Raw genomic sequence first — 19,118 nt, 5'->3', positions numbered from 1 at the left:
TGCGCGCCGGCCCGTCGCTCAGCCGCTCCACGCGGACGACCGGATCACGCTGCAGAAGTTGCCCGCACGGAAATGCGGATCCTTGTCCGCGAGCACGTCGGCCTTCACGTTGCCGAACGTCGTGTCGGGCTTGTGCTTGATGCCGTCGTAGAACGCCTGAATGATGTCCTCCTTGAAATGCGGCGTGCGCGGATGCGCGCGCACGACCGCTTCCCGCTCGCTATCGCTGTATTCCGGATAAGCGAGGCCCAGCACGTCCATCTCGACGCCCGCCGTGACCAGCGCGACGACCGGATGCATGTGCTGCGGGATGCCCGGTGTGGTGTGCAAAGCGATCGCGGTCCACACGACATCGATGTCCTGTTGGGAAATCCCGTTGCCCTTCAGAAAATCGCGCGCGGCGTTCGCGCCGTCCACTTCGAAGCGCTCGCAAGCGCTGCTGTGCCGGTGCGTCAGTCCCATGTCATGGAACATGCAGCCGCAATAAAGCAGTTCGGGATCGTACTCGAGCCCGCGCCGCCGGCCCGCCAGCGCCGCGAAATAGAACACGCGGCTCGAATGGTGGAACAGCAGCTCGGACTCGGTATCGCGCACGAGCTCGGTGATCTCGCGCGTCAAACGCGTATCGGGAAGGGTGATGCCGGCAACGTTCACAGTCATGATCGACCTCCATGGAAGACATCTTCGATTTTCCGGATTCCGACCGATGTCTCCAATGAACGTATCACGCCTGATCCTGCCATTTCGCGCGACGAACGGACACGACGCCTGCACGGCGCAAGAAGCGCCCCTATACTGCTGCGCATCACGTTCGATACCACATGCAATCGATCATGCCGAAGATCGTGGGTATTTTCGCCGTTCCGGGTGTTCAACTGCTCGACGTCTCCGCGCCGCTCGACGTGTTCGCGCAAGCAAACACCGAGTGCGGCAAGCCGTTCTACACGCTGCGGGTCATCGCGAGCGGGCCCGGGCCGATCTGCAGTTCGTCCGGCGCACGGGTGCTGCCCGACTGGATCGCGCCTGATATCCCGGAGCGCCTCGACACGCTGCTGGTCGCCGGCGCGCCGCACGCCGGCCAGATCGTATTGCGCACCGACGTCCTCGCGTGGCTGCGCTCGGCGGCCGTGCAAAGCAGGCGCTACGGCTCGATCTGCACCGGCGCGTTCCTCCTCGCGGCCACCGGCCTGCTGAAAGGGCGCCACCTGACCACGCACTGGGCCGCCGCCGATGCACTCGCTAACGCATATCCGTCCGTCACCGTCGACGCCGACGCACTGTACGTACGCGACGGCAAGCTGCGCACCGGCGCCGGCGTCACGGCCGGGCTCGATCTCGCGCTCGCGCTGGTCGAGGAGGATCTCGGCCGCGAGATCGCGCGGCGCGTCGCCGCGCAACTGGTGATGTTCTTCAAGCGCCCGGGCGGGCAGCTCCAGTTCAGCCGCAAGGGCGAGGCGCGCCCCGCCGGGCGTTCGGTGCTGCAGGAAGTCCAGCGCTGGATCGCCGCCCATCCGGAACTCGAGCATTCGGTGGCCGAGATGGCGAAGCATGCGGGTATGAGCCCGCGCCATTTCGCGCGACTGTTCCGCGCGGAAGTCGGCATGACGCCGGCCGCATGGGTCGAGGCGACCCGCATCTCGGCCGCCCGCCAGCTACTCGAGAACGGCCACGACACGCCGAAGCAGGTCGCGGCGAAATGCGGCTTCGCGAACGTCGATACGCTCAGGCGAGCGTTCACCCGGCACGTCGGCATCACCCCGGCCGAATACCGGAAGCGGCAAGCGACCCTGACTGCGTGATGCGAAAAGCACGACACCGGCGGCCTCGCCAAAATTAATTCGGAATGCGATTCAACCGTTCAGTCCGCTGGCGCTGCACCGATCGGCCCTGTTGCTCGCGCAGGCCACGCGCCTGCCCCGGCACGCCCGCAATCTTCAGAGGAAATCGCATGCCGCGCGAATCGTTTACCCAGTTGCAATAATGATTCGCTGCAACGCATATTTCCGACCGGTAACGCGATCGTTACGATGCAATCAACCGCTGAACGCCACGAGCGAAGCGCGAAATCAACAGAACCGGAGGTCACCATGAAGTCGTTCATCACCGCTGTCGTCGCCGCAACCGCACTGTCCGCATCGTATGGCGCATTCGCCCAATCGAACCCGTCGGGCCAGTTGACGCGCGCCCAGGTGCGTGCGGAACTCGTCCAGCTCGAACAAGCCGGCTACAAGCCCGAAGTCTCCGATCAGTATTACCCGCGTGCGCTGCAGACCGCGCAGGCCCGCGTGACGAACGCCGATGAAGCCGGCTACGGCGCGCAGGCAGCCGCGGGCGCGCGTGCCGGCCGCGCGATCGCGGTCAAGCAGGAAGGCCGCGACTCGATCTATTTCGGCCAGTAAGCCGGATACGCGCCGGCATATTTCCCGCGTATTCCGATACGCACGCCGTACACGCGACACCCCGCTCCCGTTCATCGGGGCGGGGTGTTCGTTTTCCGGCCGTCCGCGCCCTTTGCCGCTCGCGTGCCGCGCGGCGCCGTTCACGCAAGCATCCGGTGTTTGCGCATAGAATGGCCGCGTGGTCGGTGTCGGCCAGAACGCGAGCGAGCGGTATCGCGACGCCCGCCGGTCGGCCCGATGTCGCACTCGGCGCATTTTTCGAAAAGGAGCGGTTTCATGTCTCAAACATCCGGTTCCATGATCACGTTTCGCCGCCCGGACGGCCAGGAACTGCAGGGCTATCTCGCCACGCCGGCACGGACCGAAGGCGCGCCCGCGGTTGTCGTCATCCAGGAATGGTGGGGGCTGAACGACCAGATCCGCGGCGTCGCGGATCGCCTCGCGCGCTGCGGCTATTTCGCGCTCGTGCCCGACCTGTATCGCGGCAAGTCGACGGTCGAGGAGGAAGAAGCGCACCATCTGATGACCGGCCTCGATTTCGGCGACGCCGCGTCGCAGGACATTCCGGGCGCGGTCGCGCACCTGAAAACGCTGGCGCCGCGCGTCGCGGTGACGGGCTTCTGCATGGGCGGCGCCCTCACGCTGCTGTCGCTGCAACATGCCGAAGCGGATGCCGGCGTCACGTGGTACGGCCTTCCGCCGCTCGACTACCTCGATCCGGCCAAGCTCAAGGTGCCGCTGATGGGCCACTGGGGCACGCAGGATGCGTTCTTCAAGATCGACCAGGTCGACGCACTGGAAAAGAAGCTCACGGATGCGAAGGTCGGCTTCGAATTCCATCGCTATCTCGCGCACCATGCGTTCGCGAACGAAACGGCCGTCGGCCCCGGTCGCATCGCCGGCACGCAGTTCGATCCGGTGTGGTCGCAAATGGCGTGGGACCGCACGCTCACGTTCTTCGGCCGGACGCTTTGGACGAAGCCGGCGTAACGTAACGCCGCTCACCGCGCGGCGACGGTGCAAAAGAACACGCCACGGATTTGCGTCCGTGGCGTGTTCGTTTTCGCAACCGTTCGGTTCGATGGACGGACGCGGCTCTGCCGCTCCTGCCGTGCGTTGCGCTTAGCCGTTCGTCGCCGTTGCCGACGCAGCCGCCTTGTCGTAATCGACCGGCGCATCCGGCGCGCGCGGCGCTTCGCCCGCGCGCTGGATCCAGCCTCCGCCCAGTGCGCGGTACAGATCGACCAGATTCGTCCAGCGCGCCAGACGCGCGCTGATCAGCGACTGCTGCGCCGAGTACAGATCCGTCTGCGCGGTCAGCACCGACAGGTAGCTGTCCACACCGTTCTTGTAACGCAGGTCCGACAGGTCGAAGCGACGCTGCTGCGCGTGCTCGTTGCGCTCGAGCGCCGCGATCTGCTGGTCGTACGTGCCGCGTGCGGCCAGGCCGTCCGACACTTCGCGGAATGCCGACTGGATCGCCTTCTCGTAGTTCGCGATCTCGATGCGCTTCTGCACGTTCGCGAGATCGAGGTTCGCGATGTTCTGGCCGCCCTCGAAGATCGGCAGCGCGATGTTCGGCGCGAACGACCACGCCGCCGTGCCGGCCTTGAACAGGCCGCCCAGCGTCGGGCTCGCGGTGCCGAACGCGGCCGTCAGCGAGATCTTCGGGAAGAACGCCGCGCGGGCCGCGCCGATGTTCGCGTTCGCGGCCAGCAGCGTCTGCTCGGCCTGCATCACGTCCGGACGACGCGTGAGCAGATCCGACGGCAGCCCGGCCGGCACGTCCGTCAGCAGGTTCTGCGCATCGAGCGGCAGGCCCGCCGGCAGATCGTCCGGCAGCGGCTCGCCGATCAGCAGCACCAGCGCGTTCAGCGCCTGCGCGCGCGCACGTGCCTGCGCCTGCTGGTTCGCGAGCGCCGTCTCGACCACCGTCTGCGCCTGACGCAACTCGAGCTCGGAGCCCGTGCCGTTGTCGAACTGCAGCTTGGTCAGGTCGTACGACGCCTGCGCGGTCTTCAGCGTGTTCTCCGTGACCTTCAGCAGATCGTCGGTCGACAGCAGCGTCAGGTATTGATCCGCCACCTGCGACACCAGCGAGATCTCCGACGCCTGCCGCGCGTACGACGTCGACAGGTACTGCGCGAGCGCCTGATCCTTCAGGCTCTGCACGCGGCCGAACAGGTCGAGTTCCCACGACGCCGACAGCCCGACGTTGTACACGCGCGAGATCAGCGGCTGGCCCGTCTGCGACACACCGGCCGGATAGCGCTGGAGGTTGCCCGTGCCCGTACCGTCGAGCGTCGGGAACAGCCCCGCGCGCGTGATCTGGTACTGCGCACGCGCCGCCTCGATGTTCAACACCGACACGCGCAGGTCGCGGTTGTTTTTCAGCGCGATCTCGATCAGCCGCTGCAGGCGCGGATCGACGAAGAACTCGCGCCAGCCGATGGCGGTCGCCGCCTGGCCGTTCGCGCTGCGCGCGCCGGCCGCGCCCGGCTGCGTCGCGTAGACGCCGCCGGCCGGGTACGCCTGCGCGACGGGCGCGTCGGGCCGCTTGTAATGCGGCGCCATCGTGCACCCCGTGGCAAGGAGCGCGACTGCGATTGCAGTCAAAGCGTGTTTTTGCATCGTTACTGCCCCTTCGAATCGTGTGCGTCGTCGCGGCCGCGCTGCAGATCGGCCTGGACGAGACGCCATGCGTCGTCGACGTTTTCCGTCTCGCCGCCGAAGATCGCGCGAACCCGCACGAAGAACATCGGGATCATGAAGATCGCGAGGAACGTCGCCGTGATCATCCCGCCGATCACGCCCGTGCCGATCGCGTGCTGGCTCGCCGAGCCCGCGCCGTTGCTAACCGCGAGCGGCAGCACGCCCAGCATGAACGCGAGCGACGTCATCAGGATCGGGCGCAGCCGCAGGCGCGCCGCCTCGATCGCCGCACGCACCGGCCCCATGTTCCCGCCTGCCTGAAGCTCGCGCGCGAACTCGACGATCAGGATCGCGTTCTTTGCGGACAAGCCCACGGTCGTCAGCAGGCCCACCTGGAAGAACACGTCGTTCTCGAGGCCGCGCAGCATCGTCGCGAGCAGCGCGCCGACCACGCCGAGCGGCACGACCATGATCACCGAGAACGGGATCGACCAGCTTTCATACAGCGCCGCGAGACACAGGAACACGACGAGGATCGAGATCGCGTACAGGATCGGCGCCTGCGAGCCGGACTGGATTTCCTGGAACGACAGCCCCGTCCACGAATAGCCGATGCCTTCCGGCAGCTTGCTCGCGAGCGCTTCCATCGCCGCCATCGCCTGGCCGGTCGACTTGCCTTCCGCGGCCTGTCCCTGGATCTCGATCGACGACACGCCGTTGTAGCGCTCGAGCTTCGGCGATCCGTAGATCCAGTGGCCGGTCGAGAACGCGCTGAACGGCACCATCCCCCCCGCGCTGTTGCGCACGTACCAGATGTTCATGTCTTCCGGCGTCATCCGGAACGGCGCGTCGGCCTGCACGTACACCTTCTTGATCCGGCCGTCGGTGTCGAGGAAGTTGTTCACGTACTGCGACGCCCACGCGATCGAGAACGTCTGGTCGATCGCCGCGGCCGTCACGCCGAGCGCGTTCGCCTTCTCGCGATCGATGTCGACCTTGTACTGCGGCGTATCGTTCAGGCCGTTCGGGCGGACCAGCGCGAGCGCCGGATCCTTCGCGGCCATCCCGAGCAACTGGCCGCGCGCGGCCATCAGCGCATCGTGGCCGAGACCGGCGTTGTCCGTCAGCTCGAAGTCGAAGCCGGCGGCGGTACCGAGTTCGGGAATCGACGGCGGGTTGAACGGAATCACCATCGCGTCCTTGTACTGCGAGTAGTGCGCGAAGGTCCGGCCGATCAGCGCCTGCACCTTCTGGTCCGAACGCTGGCGATGCTCGTACGGCTTCAGCTTCACGAACACGAGGCCCGCGTTCTGGCCGCGGCCCGCGAAGCTGAAACCGTTGACCGTGAACACCGAGTCGACCACATCCTTCTCGGCGGTGGTCAGGTACGTGTTGATGTTGTCGAGCGTCTTGCCGGTCGTTTCCTGCGTCGAGCCCGACGGCGTCTGCACGATCATGAACATGTAGCCCTGGTCCTCGTCGGGCAGGAACGACTTCGGCAGGCGCGCGAACATCACGCCGACCGCGATGAACACGGCGAGATAGATCACGAGCCAGCGGCCCGAGCGCCGGATCACGTGGTTCACGCCGCCCGTGTAGCGATCGCGGCTGCGATCGAAGGTCCGGTTGAACCATCCGAAGAAACCCTTCTTCTCTTCGTGATGCCCCTTTTCGACCGGCTTCAGGATCGTCGCGCACAGTGCCGGCGTCAGAATCAACGCGACCAGCACCGACAGCACCATCGCCGACACGATCGTCAGCGAGAACTGACGATAGATCGCGCCGACCGAGCCGCCGGAGAACGCCACCGGCACGAACACCGCCGACAGCACGAGCGCCACGCCGACGAGTGCGCCGGTGATCTGGCTCATCGCCTTGCGGGTCGCCTCCTTCGGCGACAGCCCCTCCTCGGCCATCACGCGCTCGACGTTCTCGACCACCACGATCGCATCGTCGACCAGCAGGCCGATCGCGAGCACGAGGCCGAACATCGACAGCGTGTTGATCGAGAAACCGACGACGCCCATGATCGCGAACGTGCCGAGCAGCACGACCGGCACCGCGATCGTCGGGATGATCGTCGCCCGCAGGTTCTGCAGGAACAGATACATCACGAGGAACACGAGCACGATGCCCTCGATCAGCGTCTTGACCACCTCCTCGATCGACAGGCGCACGAACGGCGTCGTGTCGTACGGGTAGTGCACGACGAGACCATGCGGGAAATACTTCGACAGCTCGTCGATCTTGGCCCGCAACGCGTTCGCGGTCGCCAGCGCGTTCGCGCCGGTCGCGAGCTGGATGCCGAGGCCGGCCGTCGGCTGCCCCATGTACTTCGTGTCGAACGTGTAGTTCTCCGAACCCAGCGCCGCGCGGCCGACGTCCTTCAGGCGAACCTGCGAGCCGTCCTGGTTGACCTTCAGCAGGATGTTGCCGAACTGCTCGGGCGTGCGCAACAGCGTCGATTCGGTGATCGTCGCCTGCAGCACGGTGCCCGGCTTCGCCGGCGTGCCGCCGATCTGGCCGCCCGCGATCTGCACGTTCTGCTGCGTGATCGCGGCCGTCACGTCGGTCGGCGTGAGGCTGTAGTTGGTCAGCTTGACGGGGTCGAGCCAGATCCGCATCGAGAACTGCGAACCGAGCAGCAGCGTCTGGCCGACGCCGTTGACGCGGCTCAGCGGATCGAGCACGTGCGACGCCACGTAGTTCGTCAGGTCCTCCTTCGACATCCGGCCGTCCTCGGAGTTGAACGCGAACCACATCAGCCAGTTGCTGCTCGACTTCGTGACCTGCATGCCGAGCTGCTGCACGACTTGCGGCAGGTTCGGCGTCGCGAGCGACAGCTTGTTCTGCACCTGCACCTGCGCGACGTCCGGATTCGTGCCCGGCGAAAAGGTCAGCGTGATCGTCGCGTTGCCCGAATCGTCGCTCGTCGACGACATGTACAGGAAGTTGTCGAGTCCGCTCATCTGCTGCTCGATCACCTGCGTCACCGTGTCTTCCACCGTCTTCGCGGAAGCGCCCGGATAGTTCGCCTGGATCTGGATCGTCGGCGGTGCGATCGTCGGATACTGCGCGATCGGCATCTTGAAGATCGATGCGACGCCGGCCAGCATCAGCACGATCGCGATCACCCACGCGAAGATCGGGCGATCGATAAAGAACTTGGCCATGAAACGGACTCCCTGTTATTGCGCGCTCGACGCGGCGGCCGAACTCGCTGCGGCATGGGCCGCGGTACTCGCCGGCGCGGCGCTTGCCGGCGCGGCGGATGCGGCGTCCGCCGCCGGAGCGAGCTGCGCGGCCACGGTCTTCACCGTCGCGCCCGGGCGCACCTTGTCGACGCCCTGCACGATCACGTGATCGCCCGCCTGCAGACCGCCTTCGACGATCCAGTTCTGGCCGTACGTGCCGGTGGTCGTCAACGGACGCATCTCGACCTTGTTGGCCGCAGTCACGACCAGTGCAATTGCCTGACCCTTCTGGTCATGCGTGACGCCGATCTGCGGCACCAGGAACGCGTTCTCGTTCACGCCTTCCTCGATCCGTGCACGCACGAACATCCCCGGCAGCAACACGCGGCCCGGGTTCGGGAAGACCGCGCGGATCGTCACCGAGCCCGTGGTCTGGTCGACCGTCACGTCCGAGAACTGCAGCTTGCCCGGCTCCGAGTAGGTCTTGCCGTCTTCCAGGATCAGCGACACCTTCGCCGCGCCCGGGCCGCTCGTCTTCAGACGCCCGCTCTGCACGTCCTGACGCAGCTTCAGCCCTTCGAGGCTCGATTGCGTGAGGTCGACGTACACCGGATCGAGCTGCTGCACCGTCGACATCAGCGTCGCCTGGCTCGCCTGCACGTATGCGCCCGGCGTCACCTGCGAGATGCCGACGCGGCCGCTGATCGGCGACACGACATCCGTATAGCCGAGGTTGATCTGCGCGGTGTCGACCGCCGCCTTGCCGGCCGCGACGTCCGCCGCGGCCTGGCCTTGCGTGGCGACCGCGTTGTCGTAGTCCTGCTTGCTGACCGCGTTCGCCGCGACCAGCACCTTGTAGCGCGCGACCAGCGCGTTCTGCGTGACGAGGTTCGCCTGCGCCTTCGCCAGCGTCGCCTTCGCGCTGTTCAGCGCGGCGATGTACGGCGCCGGATCGATCTTGTAGAGGCGCTGGCCGGCCTTGACGTCGGTGCCTTCGGTGAATTCACGGCGCAGCACGATGCCGTCGACCCGCGCACGCACTTGCGCGACGAGGAACGCACTGGTGCGGCCCGGCAGCTCGGCCACCGCCGGCACGGCTTGCGGCTGCACGGTGACGACGCCGACTTCCGGCGTTGGCGGCGGCGGTGCCGATTCTTTTTTCCCGCACGCGGCCAGGAAAACGGCAGCCGTTGCGGCGGTGATTAAGCGGTATGGAACCCGTTCGACGCGCATGGAGCGACCTCTCACAATTAGACGACCTTCAATGGGAATCACCAGATCTCCTCATGGTCCTGACGCGCGGCGGACTTGCAGCTTCCTGTCCAGCGCGGATGCGGACGCGTGTTGCGGGTGTGCGTTGCACCCTGCGAAGCGTTCGTGTGCCGAACTGCTTCCGATAAAGAGCGGCGAACCCGCGGTCCGGCGGGATCGCGTTGCCGCGGGTTCAGCCTGGCCGCTGGCTCGCGGGCCGGAACGCGGCGCCGACGAATTCGATGAACGCGCGCGCGGCGGCCGGCAAACGCGCGGCGCGCGCATGTGCGAGCTTCAGCGTGACGGGCGCGAGCGGGTGGACCGGTGCAATGCGCACCAGCGTGCCGGCCGCCAGATCGGCGTCGACGAGATACGCGGGCAGCACCGTCGCGCCCATGCCGGCCACGGCCAGCCGCCGCGCCATCTCGAGATGGCCGACGCCCGTATTGCCGGGCGCCGCGCCGGATCGAATCCCGGCCGCGTGAGCGTCGTCGGTCGCCGGCAGTTCCAGCCGCACGGCCGCGATGTCCGGCCAGTCGCCCGACGCAGCCGCGCCGCCGTGCGCGGCGACGTAACCTGGCGCCGCGACCCGCACGGATTCGTACGCGGCCAGCGTATGCAGCGCATGGGCGCCGGACACCGGCATGTCATCCGTCAGGAACGCGACGTCGATGTCCTCGGCGGCCAGGTCGACGTGGGTATCGGTCAGCGTCACGGTCGGCCGCACGTCCGGAAACCGGTGCACGAAGCGATCGAGCAACGCGCTCAACTGGCTGAGCCCGAACGCGACCGGCGCGGCCACGCGCAATACGCCTTCCGGCTTGCTGCCCATCGCGACGAAGCGGCCGTCGATCTCGTCGATCGCGCCGAGAATCCGCTCGACGCGCGCGAGATACAGCTCGCCGATTTCCGTGAGCGACTGGTGGCTCGTGCTGCGTTGAAGCAGGCGTGCACCGAGGCGCGTTTCGAGCGCATCGACCAGCCGGCTCGCCATCGCCGTCGACACACGCAACCGCGTCGCCGCCCGGCGAAACCCGCCTTCTCTTGCCACCGTCACGAATGCCCGAATCGATTGAAGTTGGTCCATTTGTCCGGATTTCCCTGCGCGGACGACTGCCCGTATGCCTGTACCCGCCGCCGCGCCACAGCCGGCCCCATCGGCCCGGCCAATGCGGCGGCACCGACACCGGCTCGGCCGGGTCGGTCGGCACGTGCGACACGCACGGGCCGGCTTGCAACGGACGCAAACCGGCCTCGGCAAGCCCGATGCACGATCGTTCGATAGCAGTCCTGAGTCTTTTCCGGCGATTCGCGGGGCGACGCACGCGGCATGGCGGCGGCCGCGCATCACGCGGACGAGGGTGCCCGCATCATCCGGGCGCGCTGAATCGCATTTCCTTCAGCAGCTGCAATGGTAGGGAAACCACCGAAAAATGGCTTGCCCGATCCTGCGATTGTTTTGCCTTAATTTCCGAATTTGTGCGCCGCACACCGCGCAACGACGACAGCACGATCGCCAATCATGCAGGTCCGGATGATCGGGCTAATTTCGGACAGGTTTAGGCAATCCCGCGCACGCAACTGGCCGTACGATGTGACCGCCGTGCCTGCACCGCGACAGCGGATCACAGCCGCGCCCATTGCATCGACCACGCCGCCACCCGCTTACGCAACATGGAAATCGACGCCGAAACGCCGCCGCAACCGCGCCACCCGACCGATCACGAGGCTCGGCCGCGCGCCCGGTCGCCCGCGGCCCGGCTCGCGGCGCTGATCGCCGCGTACGCGCCGCACGACGGCATGTTCGACCTCCCGTTGCGCGGCATGCGCGTCGCGCGCGCTGGCGCGCCGTCGCCGCAGTGGAACCACGGCGTGCACCACGCGTGCCTGAGCATCGTCGGGCAAGGCGCGAAGTCGATGCGCGTCGGCGACGAGACGTACCCGATCGACGAATCGCGGATGCTGGTCGCCACCGCCGATCTGCCCGTGACCGGACGCGTGACCCGCGCAAACCCGACCGAGCCGTTCCTTTACGCGCAACTCGCGCTCGATCCGCGCCGCATCGCGGCGCTCACGCCGGTGGTCTTTCCGCGCGGGCTGCCGAAAGCCGTCGACTACCGCGCGCTCGACACGCTCGACGCAACGCCCGAAATCGTCGACGCCGTCGCGCGGCTGATGCAACTGATCGCACAGCCCGACGACCTCGACCTGCTCGCACCGCTGATCGTCGACGAAATCCTCATCCGGCTGCTGCGCGGCCCGTCGGGCGCGCGCGTCGCGCAGATCGGCGACGCCGGTTCGACGACTCAACGGATCTCGCGCGCCGTCGCATGGATTCGCGACCACTACCTCGATCCGATAGCGGTCGACGCGCTCGCGCGACGGGTGGAGATGAGCCCGTCGACTTTCCACCATCACTTCCGTGCGGTCACGTCGATGAGTCCGTTGCAATGCCAGAAGGTGCTGCGGTTGCAGGAGGCGCGCCGCCTGATGTGCCTGGCGGCGATGGACGCGCGGCAGGCGTGCCGAAGCGTCGGCTATGTGAGCGCGTCGCAGTTCAGCCGCGAATACGCGCGGCTGTTCGGCGACGCGCCGGGCCGCGACGTTACGAGACTGCGCGGCGAAGCCGTACCGCTGTCGCGCGTCGCGCCATGAACGGATATCGCGACGGGTTCGCGGCTCATCGCGAACCCGCTCGTCGGGCCGGCTCCCGGCTCATGCGAGCGAGGGCGGTGCAGCCAGGCTGACGTCGACGCGCTTCGGCAGGATGCCGGCCTGATGGAACACGTCCGCGATGCGCTGCTGGTACGCGAGCGTGTCGCGGGTGACGGGCTCGACACCGAAGCGTGCGCGGCGAAACGCGAGCGCCACGGCCGGCTCCGGAATTCCCCACAGTTTCGAGAATTCGGCCGCGCCCTGCGCGCGGTTCGCATCGAGCCAGCGCTGGATCGTCGCCAGTTCCGACACGACCGCATCGAGCACGTCCGCATTGCGCTGCGCATACGTGCGTGACGCAAAGTAGTAGCCGCGGTTCTCGACGAGCCCGGTACCGTCCGCGACGATGCGCGCGCCGAACGCCTGCTGGACCACTGCGAGAAACGGATCCCAGATGATCCACGCATCGACCGAGCGATTCTCGAAAGCGGCCCGCGCATCGGACGGCGACAACCAGACCGGCGTGACGTCGGTATAGCCGAGCTTCGCGGCCTGCAGCAGCCGGACCAGCAGGAAGTGCGTATTCGATCCCTTCACCAGCGCGATGCGCTTGCCGCGCAGGTCGGCAAAGGTCTTGACCGGCGAATCCTTCGCGACGACCACGGCTTCGGCTGCCGGACCGGCCGGCGTCTGCGCGTAGTAGACGAGCGGCGCGCCGGCCGCGAGCGCGAAGATCGGCGGCGCTTCGCCGACATCGCCGAAATCGATCGATCCCGCGTTCAGCGCCTCGAGTTGCGGCGGGCCCGACGGGAATTCGGTCCACGTGACGTTCACGCCGAGTGTCGCGAGCTTGCCCTGCAGCGTGCCGCGCGCCTTCAGCAGGCTGAGCGGCCCTTTCTGATAACCGATGCGCAAAGTACGCGTAGCGGCCGTGCCAGCCAGCGCAAGGCCCGGATGGGCGGCGAAGCCTGCCGCGATCGCCAGGCCGGCATGAAGCAGCCGGCGGCGGGTACTGGAGTATCGATCTGCCATGTCGTTTCGGGTTCGATGAAGTGGGCGCGAGCGGAGCGCACGCATGCGATGAATCAGGTCGAACCGATTCTAAAAGGCGGCCGCCGCACGCCGAACCAACGATGTTCGATATCGAAAGCAAGCGTTTTCATAAGGACTTGACGGCAGCACGAGCAGCGTTGTCAGGAACCGTCCGTGTGCACGTGCATTCGTTGCCCGCTTTTAACGCAGGATTCCGAATCAATTACGTCGAGCCGCAAGACGGTGCGCGGTACTCACGACACCGACCTTGCGTCTATCAGGAGTGACGGGACGGGCAGCAAGCGTTCAAAGCGGCCTCGTCGGCGGCGAGCAGCTCGGGCACGCATTCCCGCAGGAAATCGACGAACGTGCGGATCTTCGCATCGAGATACTGACGCGACGCATACAACGTATAGACCGTCAGCTTCTGCAGCCGGTAGTCGGGCAGCACGCGCACCAGTGCGCCGCTCGCGAGCGCGGGCAGCGCAGCCGGGATCGGCAGCGAGCCGATACCGAGCCCGGCGCGCAGCGCGGCGCCGAGCGCATCGGCGATATTCACCTGGAAATCGGGCACCGGCAGTTCGAACGTTTCGCGGCCGTTCGGGCCGTCGAGATGCCAGCGGTCGCGCGGAAAAAGCGGCGTGACGATCTGCAGGCACGCATGACCGGCGAGATCGCTCACCGTGCGCGGCGTGCCGCGCCTCTTCAGATAGGCAGGCGATGCGCACAACACGCTGCCCACGTCGCCGAGCCGCTGCGACACCAGCCCGGAATCGGGCAGCTCCGTCGTGCTCAACTGCAGCGACACGTCGTAGCCTTCGTCGATGATGTCGGGCACGTGCTGCGACAGCGTCAGCTCGACCGCGACCGACGGATAGCGCTCGCGGTAGCGCACGACCGCGGGGACCACGTAAGACTGGCCGAAGCTCGTCGTCGCGTGAACGTGCAACCGTCCGGACGGCTTCGCCTGCGCATCGGCCGCCTCGGCTTCCGCTTCGTCGATATAGCCGAGGATACGCTGGCAGCGGTCGAGATAGCGCTGCCCGGCGTCAGTCAGCGCGATGCGGCGCGTGCTGCGGTTGAGCAGGCGCGTGCGCAGATGCGTTTCGAGCTGCGCGACCGAGCGCGATGCATAGGCCGTCGTGATGTCCAGGCGCTGGGCCGCGCTCGTGAAGCTGCCCTCCTCCGCGACCCGGACGAAAATGCGCATCATCTGTAACGTGTCCATCGACCTGTCCCCGGGATTGTCACGTCGCGCCGCCGGGGTGCCGGCGGCGCCGGCACACGCCGGTCTGGCGCGAATCGTGCGGAACAGTACAGCAGCGTTGCAGGCGTGTCCAGTTCGCCGTATGCGGCACGATCCGGATGCGGAATCGGGCTGCCGGGCCGCTCGCCGCGCGGCATCCGGGCCGAACGTACGTGCGTATCGAAGGTGCGGACAGGCCAACGGCAGCGGTCGGCAAAAACTACCCGCCGACCATGATCCCCCTCTCGATTGACACCCTTCGCGTCTCGCGCGTTACGCGGCGCCCGCCGCATCGAACGGATTGCGCAACACGATCGTATCGTCGCGTTCCGCGCCGGTCGTGATCATCGAAACCGGCGCACCCGCCACCGCTTCGATGCGCGCGACGAAGTCCTGCGCGGCTCGGGGCAGCGCCGCACGCTCGCGCACGCCCTTCACGGAACCTTGCCAGCCTTCGAACCGTTCGTAGAGCGGCTTCGCGCGCGACTGCGCATCGAGGCTCGCAGGCAGGTGGTCGACACGCACGCCGTCGAATTCGTAACCGACGCACAGCTCGATCGACTCGAAGCCGTCGAGCACGTCGAGCTTGGTGAGCGCCAGCGAATCGATGCCCGAGACCCTGACGGCCTGACGCAGTTGCGCGGCATCGAGCCATCCGCAGCGTCGCGGCCGGCCGGTATTGACGCCGAATTCCTGTCCGCGCGCACGCAGCGTTTCGCCGGTCGCATCGGTCAGCTCGGTGAGGAACGGGCCGCCGCCGACCCGCGTCGCATACGCCTTCGTGACACCCAGCACGTGACCGAGCTTCGCCGCACCGAGCCCGGTGCCGGCCGCCGCGGCCGATGCGACGGTGCCCGACGACGTCACGAACGGATACGTGCCCCAGTCGATGTCCAGCATCACGGCCTGCGAACCCTCGAACAGAATGCGCTCGCCTCGATCGGTCGCGTCGTTGAGGTCGGCCCAGACGGGACGCACGAACGGCAGGATCTTCGGTGCAAGCGCAACCAGCGTCGCCCGCATCGCATCGCGATCGTACTCGTCGAGCCCCAGGCCTCGGAACCACGCGTTGTGATGGTCGACGAGCACGTCGAGTTTGGCTGCGAGCTCGCCCGGTTCCGCAAGATCGCCGACGCGCAGCCCGCGACGCCCGACCTTGTCCTCGTAGGCCGGCCCGATCCCGCGCAGCGTGGTGCCGATGGGTTCGCGGCGCAAACGCTCCTGCGCCTGATCGATCGCACGGTGAATCGGCAGCACCAGCGTCGCGTTCTCCGCGATCGACAGGTTGTCCGGCGTCACCGACAACCCGAGCGCGGCCATCCGTCCGATTTCCGCGAGCAGCGCTTCCGGGTCGAGCGCCACGCCGTTGCCGATCACGCCGCGCTTGCCGCGCACGATGCCGCTCGGCAGCAGCGCGAGCTTGTACGTGCGACCGCCGACGACCAGCGTGTGACCCGCGTTGTGGCCGCCGTTGTAGCGTGCGACGAGATCGGCCTGCGCCGCCAGCCAATCCACGATGCGCCCCTTGCCTTCGTCACCCCATTGGGCGCCCACGACCACCACGTTCGGCATGTTCCGTACTCCATGTGAGAAATTCAGACACTCGTTCAGCCCAGATCGGCCGTTTGTGTGCCATATTGGCGTAGCCGGATCGCCCGATCAAACGATTAAACCTGAACCATCGTGTGAGTAAATTTCACGCGAGCCGATGCAATGGCCCGACGACTCCCTCCGTTGAATTCGCTGCGTGCGTTCGAAGCCGCCGCGCGGCTCGGCAGCTTCACGCTGGCCGCCGACGAGCTGTGCGTCACGCACGGCGCGATCAGCCGGCATGTGCAGCAACTGGAAGCATGGCTCGGCCGGCCGCTGTTCGAACGCCACAACCGGCGCGTCGAACTGACCGCGGCCGGCCGCGCGTACCTCGCCGAGGTCGGCGCTTCGTTCGACCGGATCGCACTCGCCACCGCGCAGCACTTCGGCCGCGCACAGCAGCGCGTACTGCGTGTGAGCGCGCCCGCGACGTTCTCGCTGCGCTGGCTCGTCCCCAAGCTGTCGTCGTTCCAGGTTGCGCATCCGGCCATCGAGGTGCGGCTGTCGACGTCGAACGAGCCGATCGAAAAGCTGCGCGACAAGGTCGACCTGATCGTTCGCGGCGGCCCGCAGGCCATCGATGGATACGTCGCGGAAGAATTCCTGTCCGAAGTCCGTCTGCCGGTGTGTGCGCCGAAGTTGCTGGAGGGCCGGGCGCTGGATACGCCCGCCGATCTCGCGGGCTTCACGCTGCTGCACGCGGCAACCTATCCGGGCATGTGGCCGGAATGGCTCGCCGCGGCCGGGCACCCGAATCTCGTTCCGCGGCACTCGCTCACGCTCGAGCATTTCTACCTGACGTTGCAAGGCGCGCTCGACGGTCTCGGCGTCGCAATGGGGCCGATCGCGCTCGTGGCCGACGACATCGCCGAAGGCCGCCTCGTTCAGCCGTTCAGCGAACCGGCGCTGCCGCCGTGGCGCTACTTCACGTATGTGGCGTCGGCGCGGGCGGACGACGACGCCGTACGCGCGTTCAAGGACTGGTTGAAGGCAAGGGGAAACGGAACTGCGTCGGGTGGGCGGCGCTGACCGCCGCTGCATGCGTTTCGTGCCTCTTCATAATATGCAGGATTCCGAATCGAATCGCGTAAGCGTGTGGAACATGCATTGTCATGCGTGCACGCATGATCGCGACGCACGCGGCAAGCCGCGGATCGAACCGTGGCTTGCCGCCTGCCGACGCTTACTGACTTACTGACTTACTGACTTACTGGCTTGCTGCGGCGCCGGCCTTCTTTTCCGCGTTTTGCAGATTCTGCGGATAGTTCGGATCATTGGCCGCCGGCTTGTAACCGGCGTCTTCGAGTTTCTTCAGTTCGGCGGTGTTCTTCGCACGCGCAGCCTTGTGCTCGGCCTTGCGTTTGGCCCTGGCCGCCTTGCGCGCTTCGCTCTTCGCGGCCTTGGCGTCCTGCGCAGCCGGTGCGCTGGCGGCGTCGGTCTGCGCAAACGCCGGAACGGCCGAGCCGAACAGGAAAGCGGCCGCAGTCGCAGCCAGCGTGAGTTTTCTGATCTGGATTCGCATCGCTGAACTCTCTTTTTTGATGACCATCACGGTTTGAAAAACCATCGAGATACCGCCCCTGCCCTGACCGGTCGTCATGTCGCGATCAGGACCAGAGCATCATAACCGTGTCGCAAAAAATGTGGCGCCAACGTGCTGACGGAACTGGGGATACACGTATGGGAGACGCCGTGGTTCGTGCGTTCGATGACGGGGATCGTTGGATACGCGACGACGCACGGCGTCGGCGGTTGTTTCACTGGTGGTGATATCGATACGGCGATGTGCGACGTGACTATCGTCGTGCTGGCACGATCGCCGCACAGTAGTCGATCCGTGCGTCGCGTCATCGTTCGACGCGGCTCGAACGACGGTTCCTCCCATAAACGACCACGATTCGCGTGGTCGGCGATCACGGTTACGTTGCGTCATTGCGGCGCGCGGTGATTCGTCCGGCAATCCTTGCCGCCTTGCAATGCAGAAGGCTAGCCGTGGAGGCGCGGCTTGTTGTCGACTGGCAAGGTCCGACGAAAAATGGCGGGGGCTGTGCAAGCGGTGAAGACGTCGCATGATCGATTACGCGAACGAGCCGAAACCGACATGAACGAGCAGCGCTCGTCTGACGGATGCGCACATGGCTGCGAAAGTCTGTTCGCCCATGCGACCGTGCTTGTCGACGCATCAGGCGTCACACAGGGATACCGATCGTTTCTTGTCGCTCGGATCGACGATTCCTTATATGAACGGAGCGGCAATCTACACCGCTTGCTGATACCTGTGCTCAGCCCGATCGGTGAGCTTTTCCGGGAGTCCGGTTTTTTAAAGGTGAGCATGTTCGGGAGCATCGTGGAAGTCGATTGCGGTGAGCTTCGGTACCGCCGGCATCTTCACGTTGGCTCGCCACGATCGTCCGGCCCCGGACCTCGATGCGGTGGCATCTCGGTCCGAGCCCGTTTTCCTGCGGGGTCCAGGTCCTCTCGTTGCCCGTGACGGGTTCGGCATGACTTCCCGGGGGCTTCCAAAGGTAGAAAACGGACGGGACGCGGGGATGACGAACAGTTCGGCCCGGATGCCTCTGGGCACAGTTCACAGGCTAAATCTGGCGAGCGACGTCACAGGCGATCGACAAAAACTTGTCTACAGACGAGGCTGCGCGAGTACAAAAGACTTCTCGCAGGCAGTCCAGGATGATTTCGAACTGCCGTGAAGGAAAGTGACGGGATCCGTTCCGCGGGTCAATCACAGGGTACCGAGCCGGCCAGGAGCAGGATTTCGGGTCCCATAGACGGGAACCTCTATGCCGAATCGGGGGATTTCCTCCCATAAGTTTCTACGTTTGGGAGCTTGTGAGTAGGCACTCACCTCTCGGGGATGCCTTGTCAGGCAAGGCGTTCTCCAGGAACAGGGCTTCAAATAGAGGCAAGTCAGCCTGAGGCGGCCGGGCTGGGCGGCTGGTGTCCCACAGACGGCTCCCATTGGTAGCGGTTTATGGGGTTCGTCTTTCTGTGCAAGCACACGTGTGTTTACATCTTTGGTAAACCACGTTTACTTCTTTAACTACTTTTAGACGGCTCACATCCTTGTCTGGTAAGGGTTTG

15 protein-coding genes are annotated in these 19,118 nt (G+C 66.2%); 6 read left to right on the top strand and 9 right to left on the bottom strand.

Annotated elements, in window-relative coordinates:
• Nucleotides 1-18: 18 nt before the first annotated feature.
• A complete protein-coding gene (locus WS54_RS32780; protein WP_034208823.1) occupies nucleotides 19-660 on the bottom strand; it encodes an HD domain-containing protein in 642 nt (213 codons plus the stop codon).
• 173 nt (nucleotides 661-833) lie between these two features.
• Between WS54_RS32780 and WS54_RS32775 the strand changes: the two genes are divergently transcribed.
• The 3 genes from WS54_RS32775 (at nucleotide 834) to WS54_RS32760 (ending at nucleotide 3,389) form a co-directional block, all read left to right on the top strand.
• The gene (locus WS54_RS32775) at nucleotides 834-1,799 is read left to right on the top strand and encodes a GlxA family transcriptional regulator (protein WP_059786703.1); all 966 of its coding nucleotides are present in this window, start codon (nucleotides 834-836) and stop codon (nucleotides 1,797-1,799) included.
• A gap of 288 nt (nucleotides 1,800-2,087) precedes the next feature.
• A complete protein-coding gene (locus WS54_RS32765; protein WP_059786638.1) occupies nucleotides 2,088-2,399 on the top strand; it encodes a DUF4148 domain-containing protein in 312 nt (103 codons plus the stop codon).
• A gap of 276 nt (nucleotides 2,400-2,675) precedes the next feature.
• Nucleotides 2,676-3,389, top strand: a complete 714-nt coding sequence (locus tag WS54_RS32760) for a dienelactone hydrolase family protein (RefSeq protein ID WP_034208825.1) — start codon at nucleotides 2,676-2,678, stop codon at nucleotides 3,387-3,389.
• 132 nt (nucleotides 3,390-3,521) lie between these two features.
• On the opposite strand, the gene WS54_RS32755 is transcribed toward WS54_RS32760, so the two are convergent.
• The 4 genes from WS54_RS32755 to WS54_RS32740 all read right to left on the bottom strand — a co-directional run bounded on the left by WS54_RS32755 (nucleotide 3,522) and on the right by WS54_RS32740 (nucleotide 10,583).
• Entirely contained in the window at nucleotides 3,522-5,030 is a 1,509-nt protein-coding gene (locus WS54_RS32755) for an efflux transporter outer membrane subunit (RefSeq protein WP_108042052.1), read from the bottom strand.
• 2 nt (nucleotides 5,031-5,032) lie between these two features.
• Nucleotides 5,033-8,224 carry an efflux RND transporter permease subunit gene (locus WS54_RS32750; RefSeq protein WP_059826938.1) on the bottom strand — a complete coding sequence of 1,064 codons (3,192 nt, stop codon included), beginning with the start codon at nucleotides 8,222-8,224 and terminating at the stop codon, nucleotides 5,033-5,035.
• Nucleotides 8,225-8,239: 15 nt separating this feature from the next.
• Nucleotides 8,240-9,478, bottom strand: a complete 1,239-nt coding sequence (locus WS54_RS32745) for an efflux RND transporter periplasmic adaptor subunit (RefSeq protein ID WP_059826936.1) — start codon at nucleotides 9,476-9,478, stop codon at nucleotides 8,240-8,242.
• Between the two features lie 211 nt (nucleotides 9,479-9,689).
• Complete coding sequence (locus tag WS54_RS32740; protein ID WP_059782025.1) at nucleotides 9,690-10,583, bottom strand: LysR family transcriptional regulator; 894 nt, start codon at nucleotides 10,581-10,583, stop codon at nucleotides 9,690-9,692.
• Nucleotides 10,584-11,170: 587 nt separating this feature from the next.
• On the opposite strand from WS54_RS32740, the gene WS54_RS32730 reads away from it, so the two are divergent.
• A complete protein-coding gene (locus WS54_RS32730; RefSeq protein ID WP_059782023.1) occupies nucleotides 11,171-12,151 on the top strand; it encodes an AraC family transcriptional regulator in 981 nt (326 codons plus the stop codon).
• Nucleotides 12,152-12,211: 60 nt separating this feature from the next.
• Here the strand turns inward: WS54_RS32730 and WS54_RS32725 are convergent, their stop codons facing one another.
• The 3 genes from WS54_RS32725 to WS54_RS32705 form a co-directional block, all read right to left on the bottom strand.
• The gene (locus WS54_RS32725; RefSeq protein WP_059782021.1) at nucleotides 12,212-13,183 is read right to left on the bottom strand and encodes an aliphatic sulfonate ABC transporter substrate-binding protein; all 972 of its coding nucleotides are present in this window, start codon (nucleotides 13,181-13,183) and stop codon (nucleotides 12,212-12,214) included.
• 277 nt (nucleotides 13,184-13,460) lie between these two features.
• Nucleotides 13,461-14,411 carry a LysR family transcriptional regulator gene (locus tag WS54_RS32715; RefSeq protein WP_059782019.1) on the bottom strand — a complete coding sequence of 317 codons (951 nt, stop codon included), beginning with the start codon at nucleotides 14,409-14,411 and terminating at the stop codon, nucleotides 13,461-13,463.
• Nucleotides 14,412-14,702: 291 nt separating this feature from the next.
• Complete coding sequence (locus WS54_RS32705; protein WP_034208833.1) at nucleotides 14,703-16,001, bottom strand: adenylosuccinate synthase; 1,299 nt, start codon at nucleotides 15,999-16,001, stop codon at nucleotides 14,703-14,705.
• A 141-nt stretch (nucleotides 16,002-16,142) separates the two neighbouring features.
• Here WS54_RS32705 and gcvA point away from each other — a divergent pair, with 141 nt between their 5' ends.
• Nucleotides 16,143-17,048 (top strand): transcriptional regulator GcvA, encoded by a 906-nt coding sequence (gene gcvA, locus WS54_RS32700; RefSeq protein ID WP_059782018.1) that lies wholly within the window; start codon nucleotides 16,143-16,145, stop codon nucleotides 17,046-17,048.
• A 178-nt stretch (nucleotides 17,049-17,226) separates the two neighbouring features.
• On the opposite strand, the gene WS54_RS32695 is transcribed toward gcvA, so the two are convergent.
• A complete protein-coding gene (locus tag WS54_RS32695; protein ID WP_059498804.1) occupies nucleotides 17,227-17,541 on the bottom strand; it encodes a hypothetical protein in 315 nt (104 codons plus the stop codon).
• A 132-nt stretch (nucleotides 17,542-17,673) separates the two neighbouring features.
• Between WS54_RS32695 and WS54_RS33835 the strand changes: the two genes are divergently transcribed.
• On the top strand, nucleotides 17,674-17,967 hold the full coding sequence (locus WS54_RS33835; protein WP_159086718.1) for a hypothetical protein: 294 nt from the start codon (nucleotides 17,674-17,676) through the stop codon (nucleotides 17,965-17,967).
• The last annotated feature ends 1,151 nt before the right edge of the window (nucleotides 17,968-19,118 follow it).

Origin of the sequence: Burkholderia sp. NRF60-BP8, from assembly GCF_001522585.2 — a bacterium.
Classification (GTDB): Bacteria; Pseudomonadota; Gammaproteobacteria; order Burkholderiales; family Burkholderiaceae; genus Burkholderia.
This window is presented reverse-complemented; position numbering and strand designations above follow the sequence as displayed.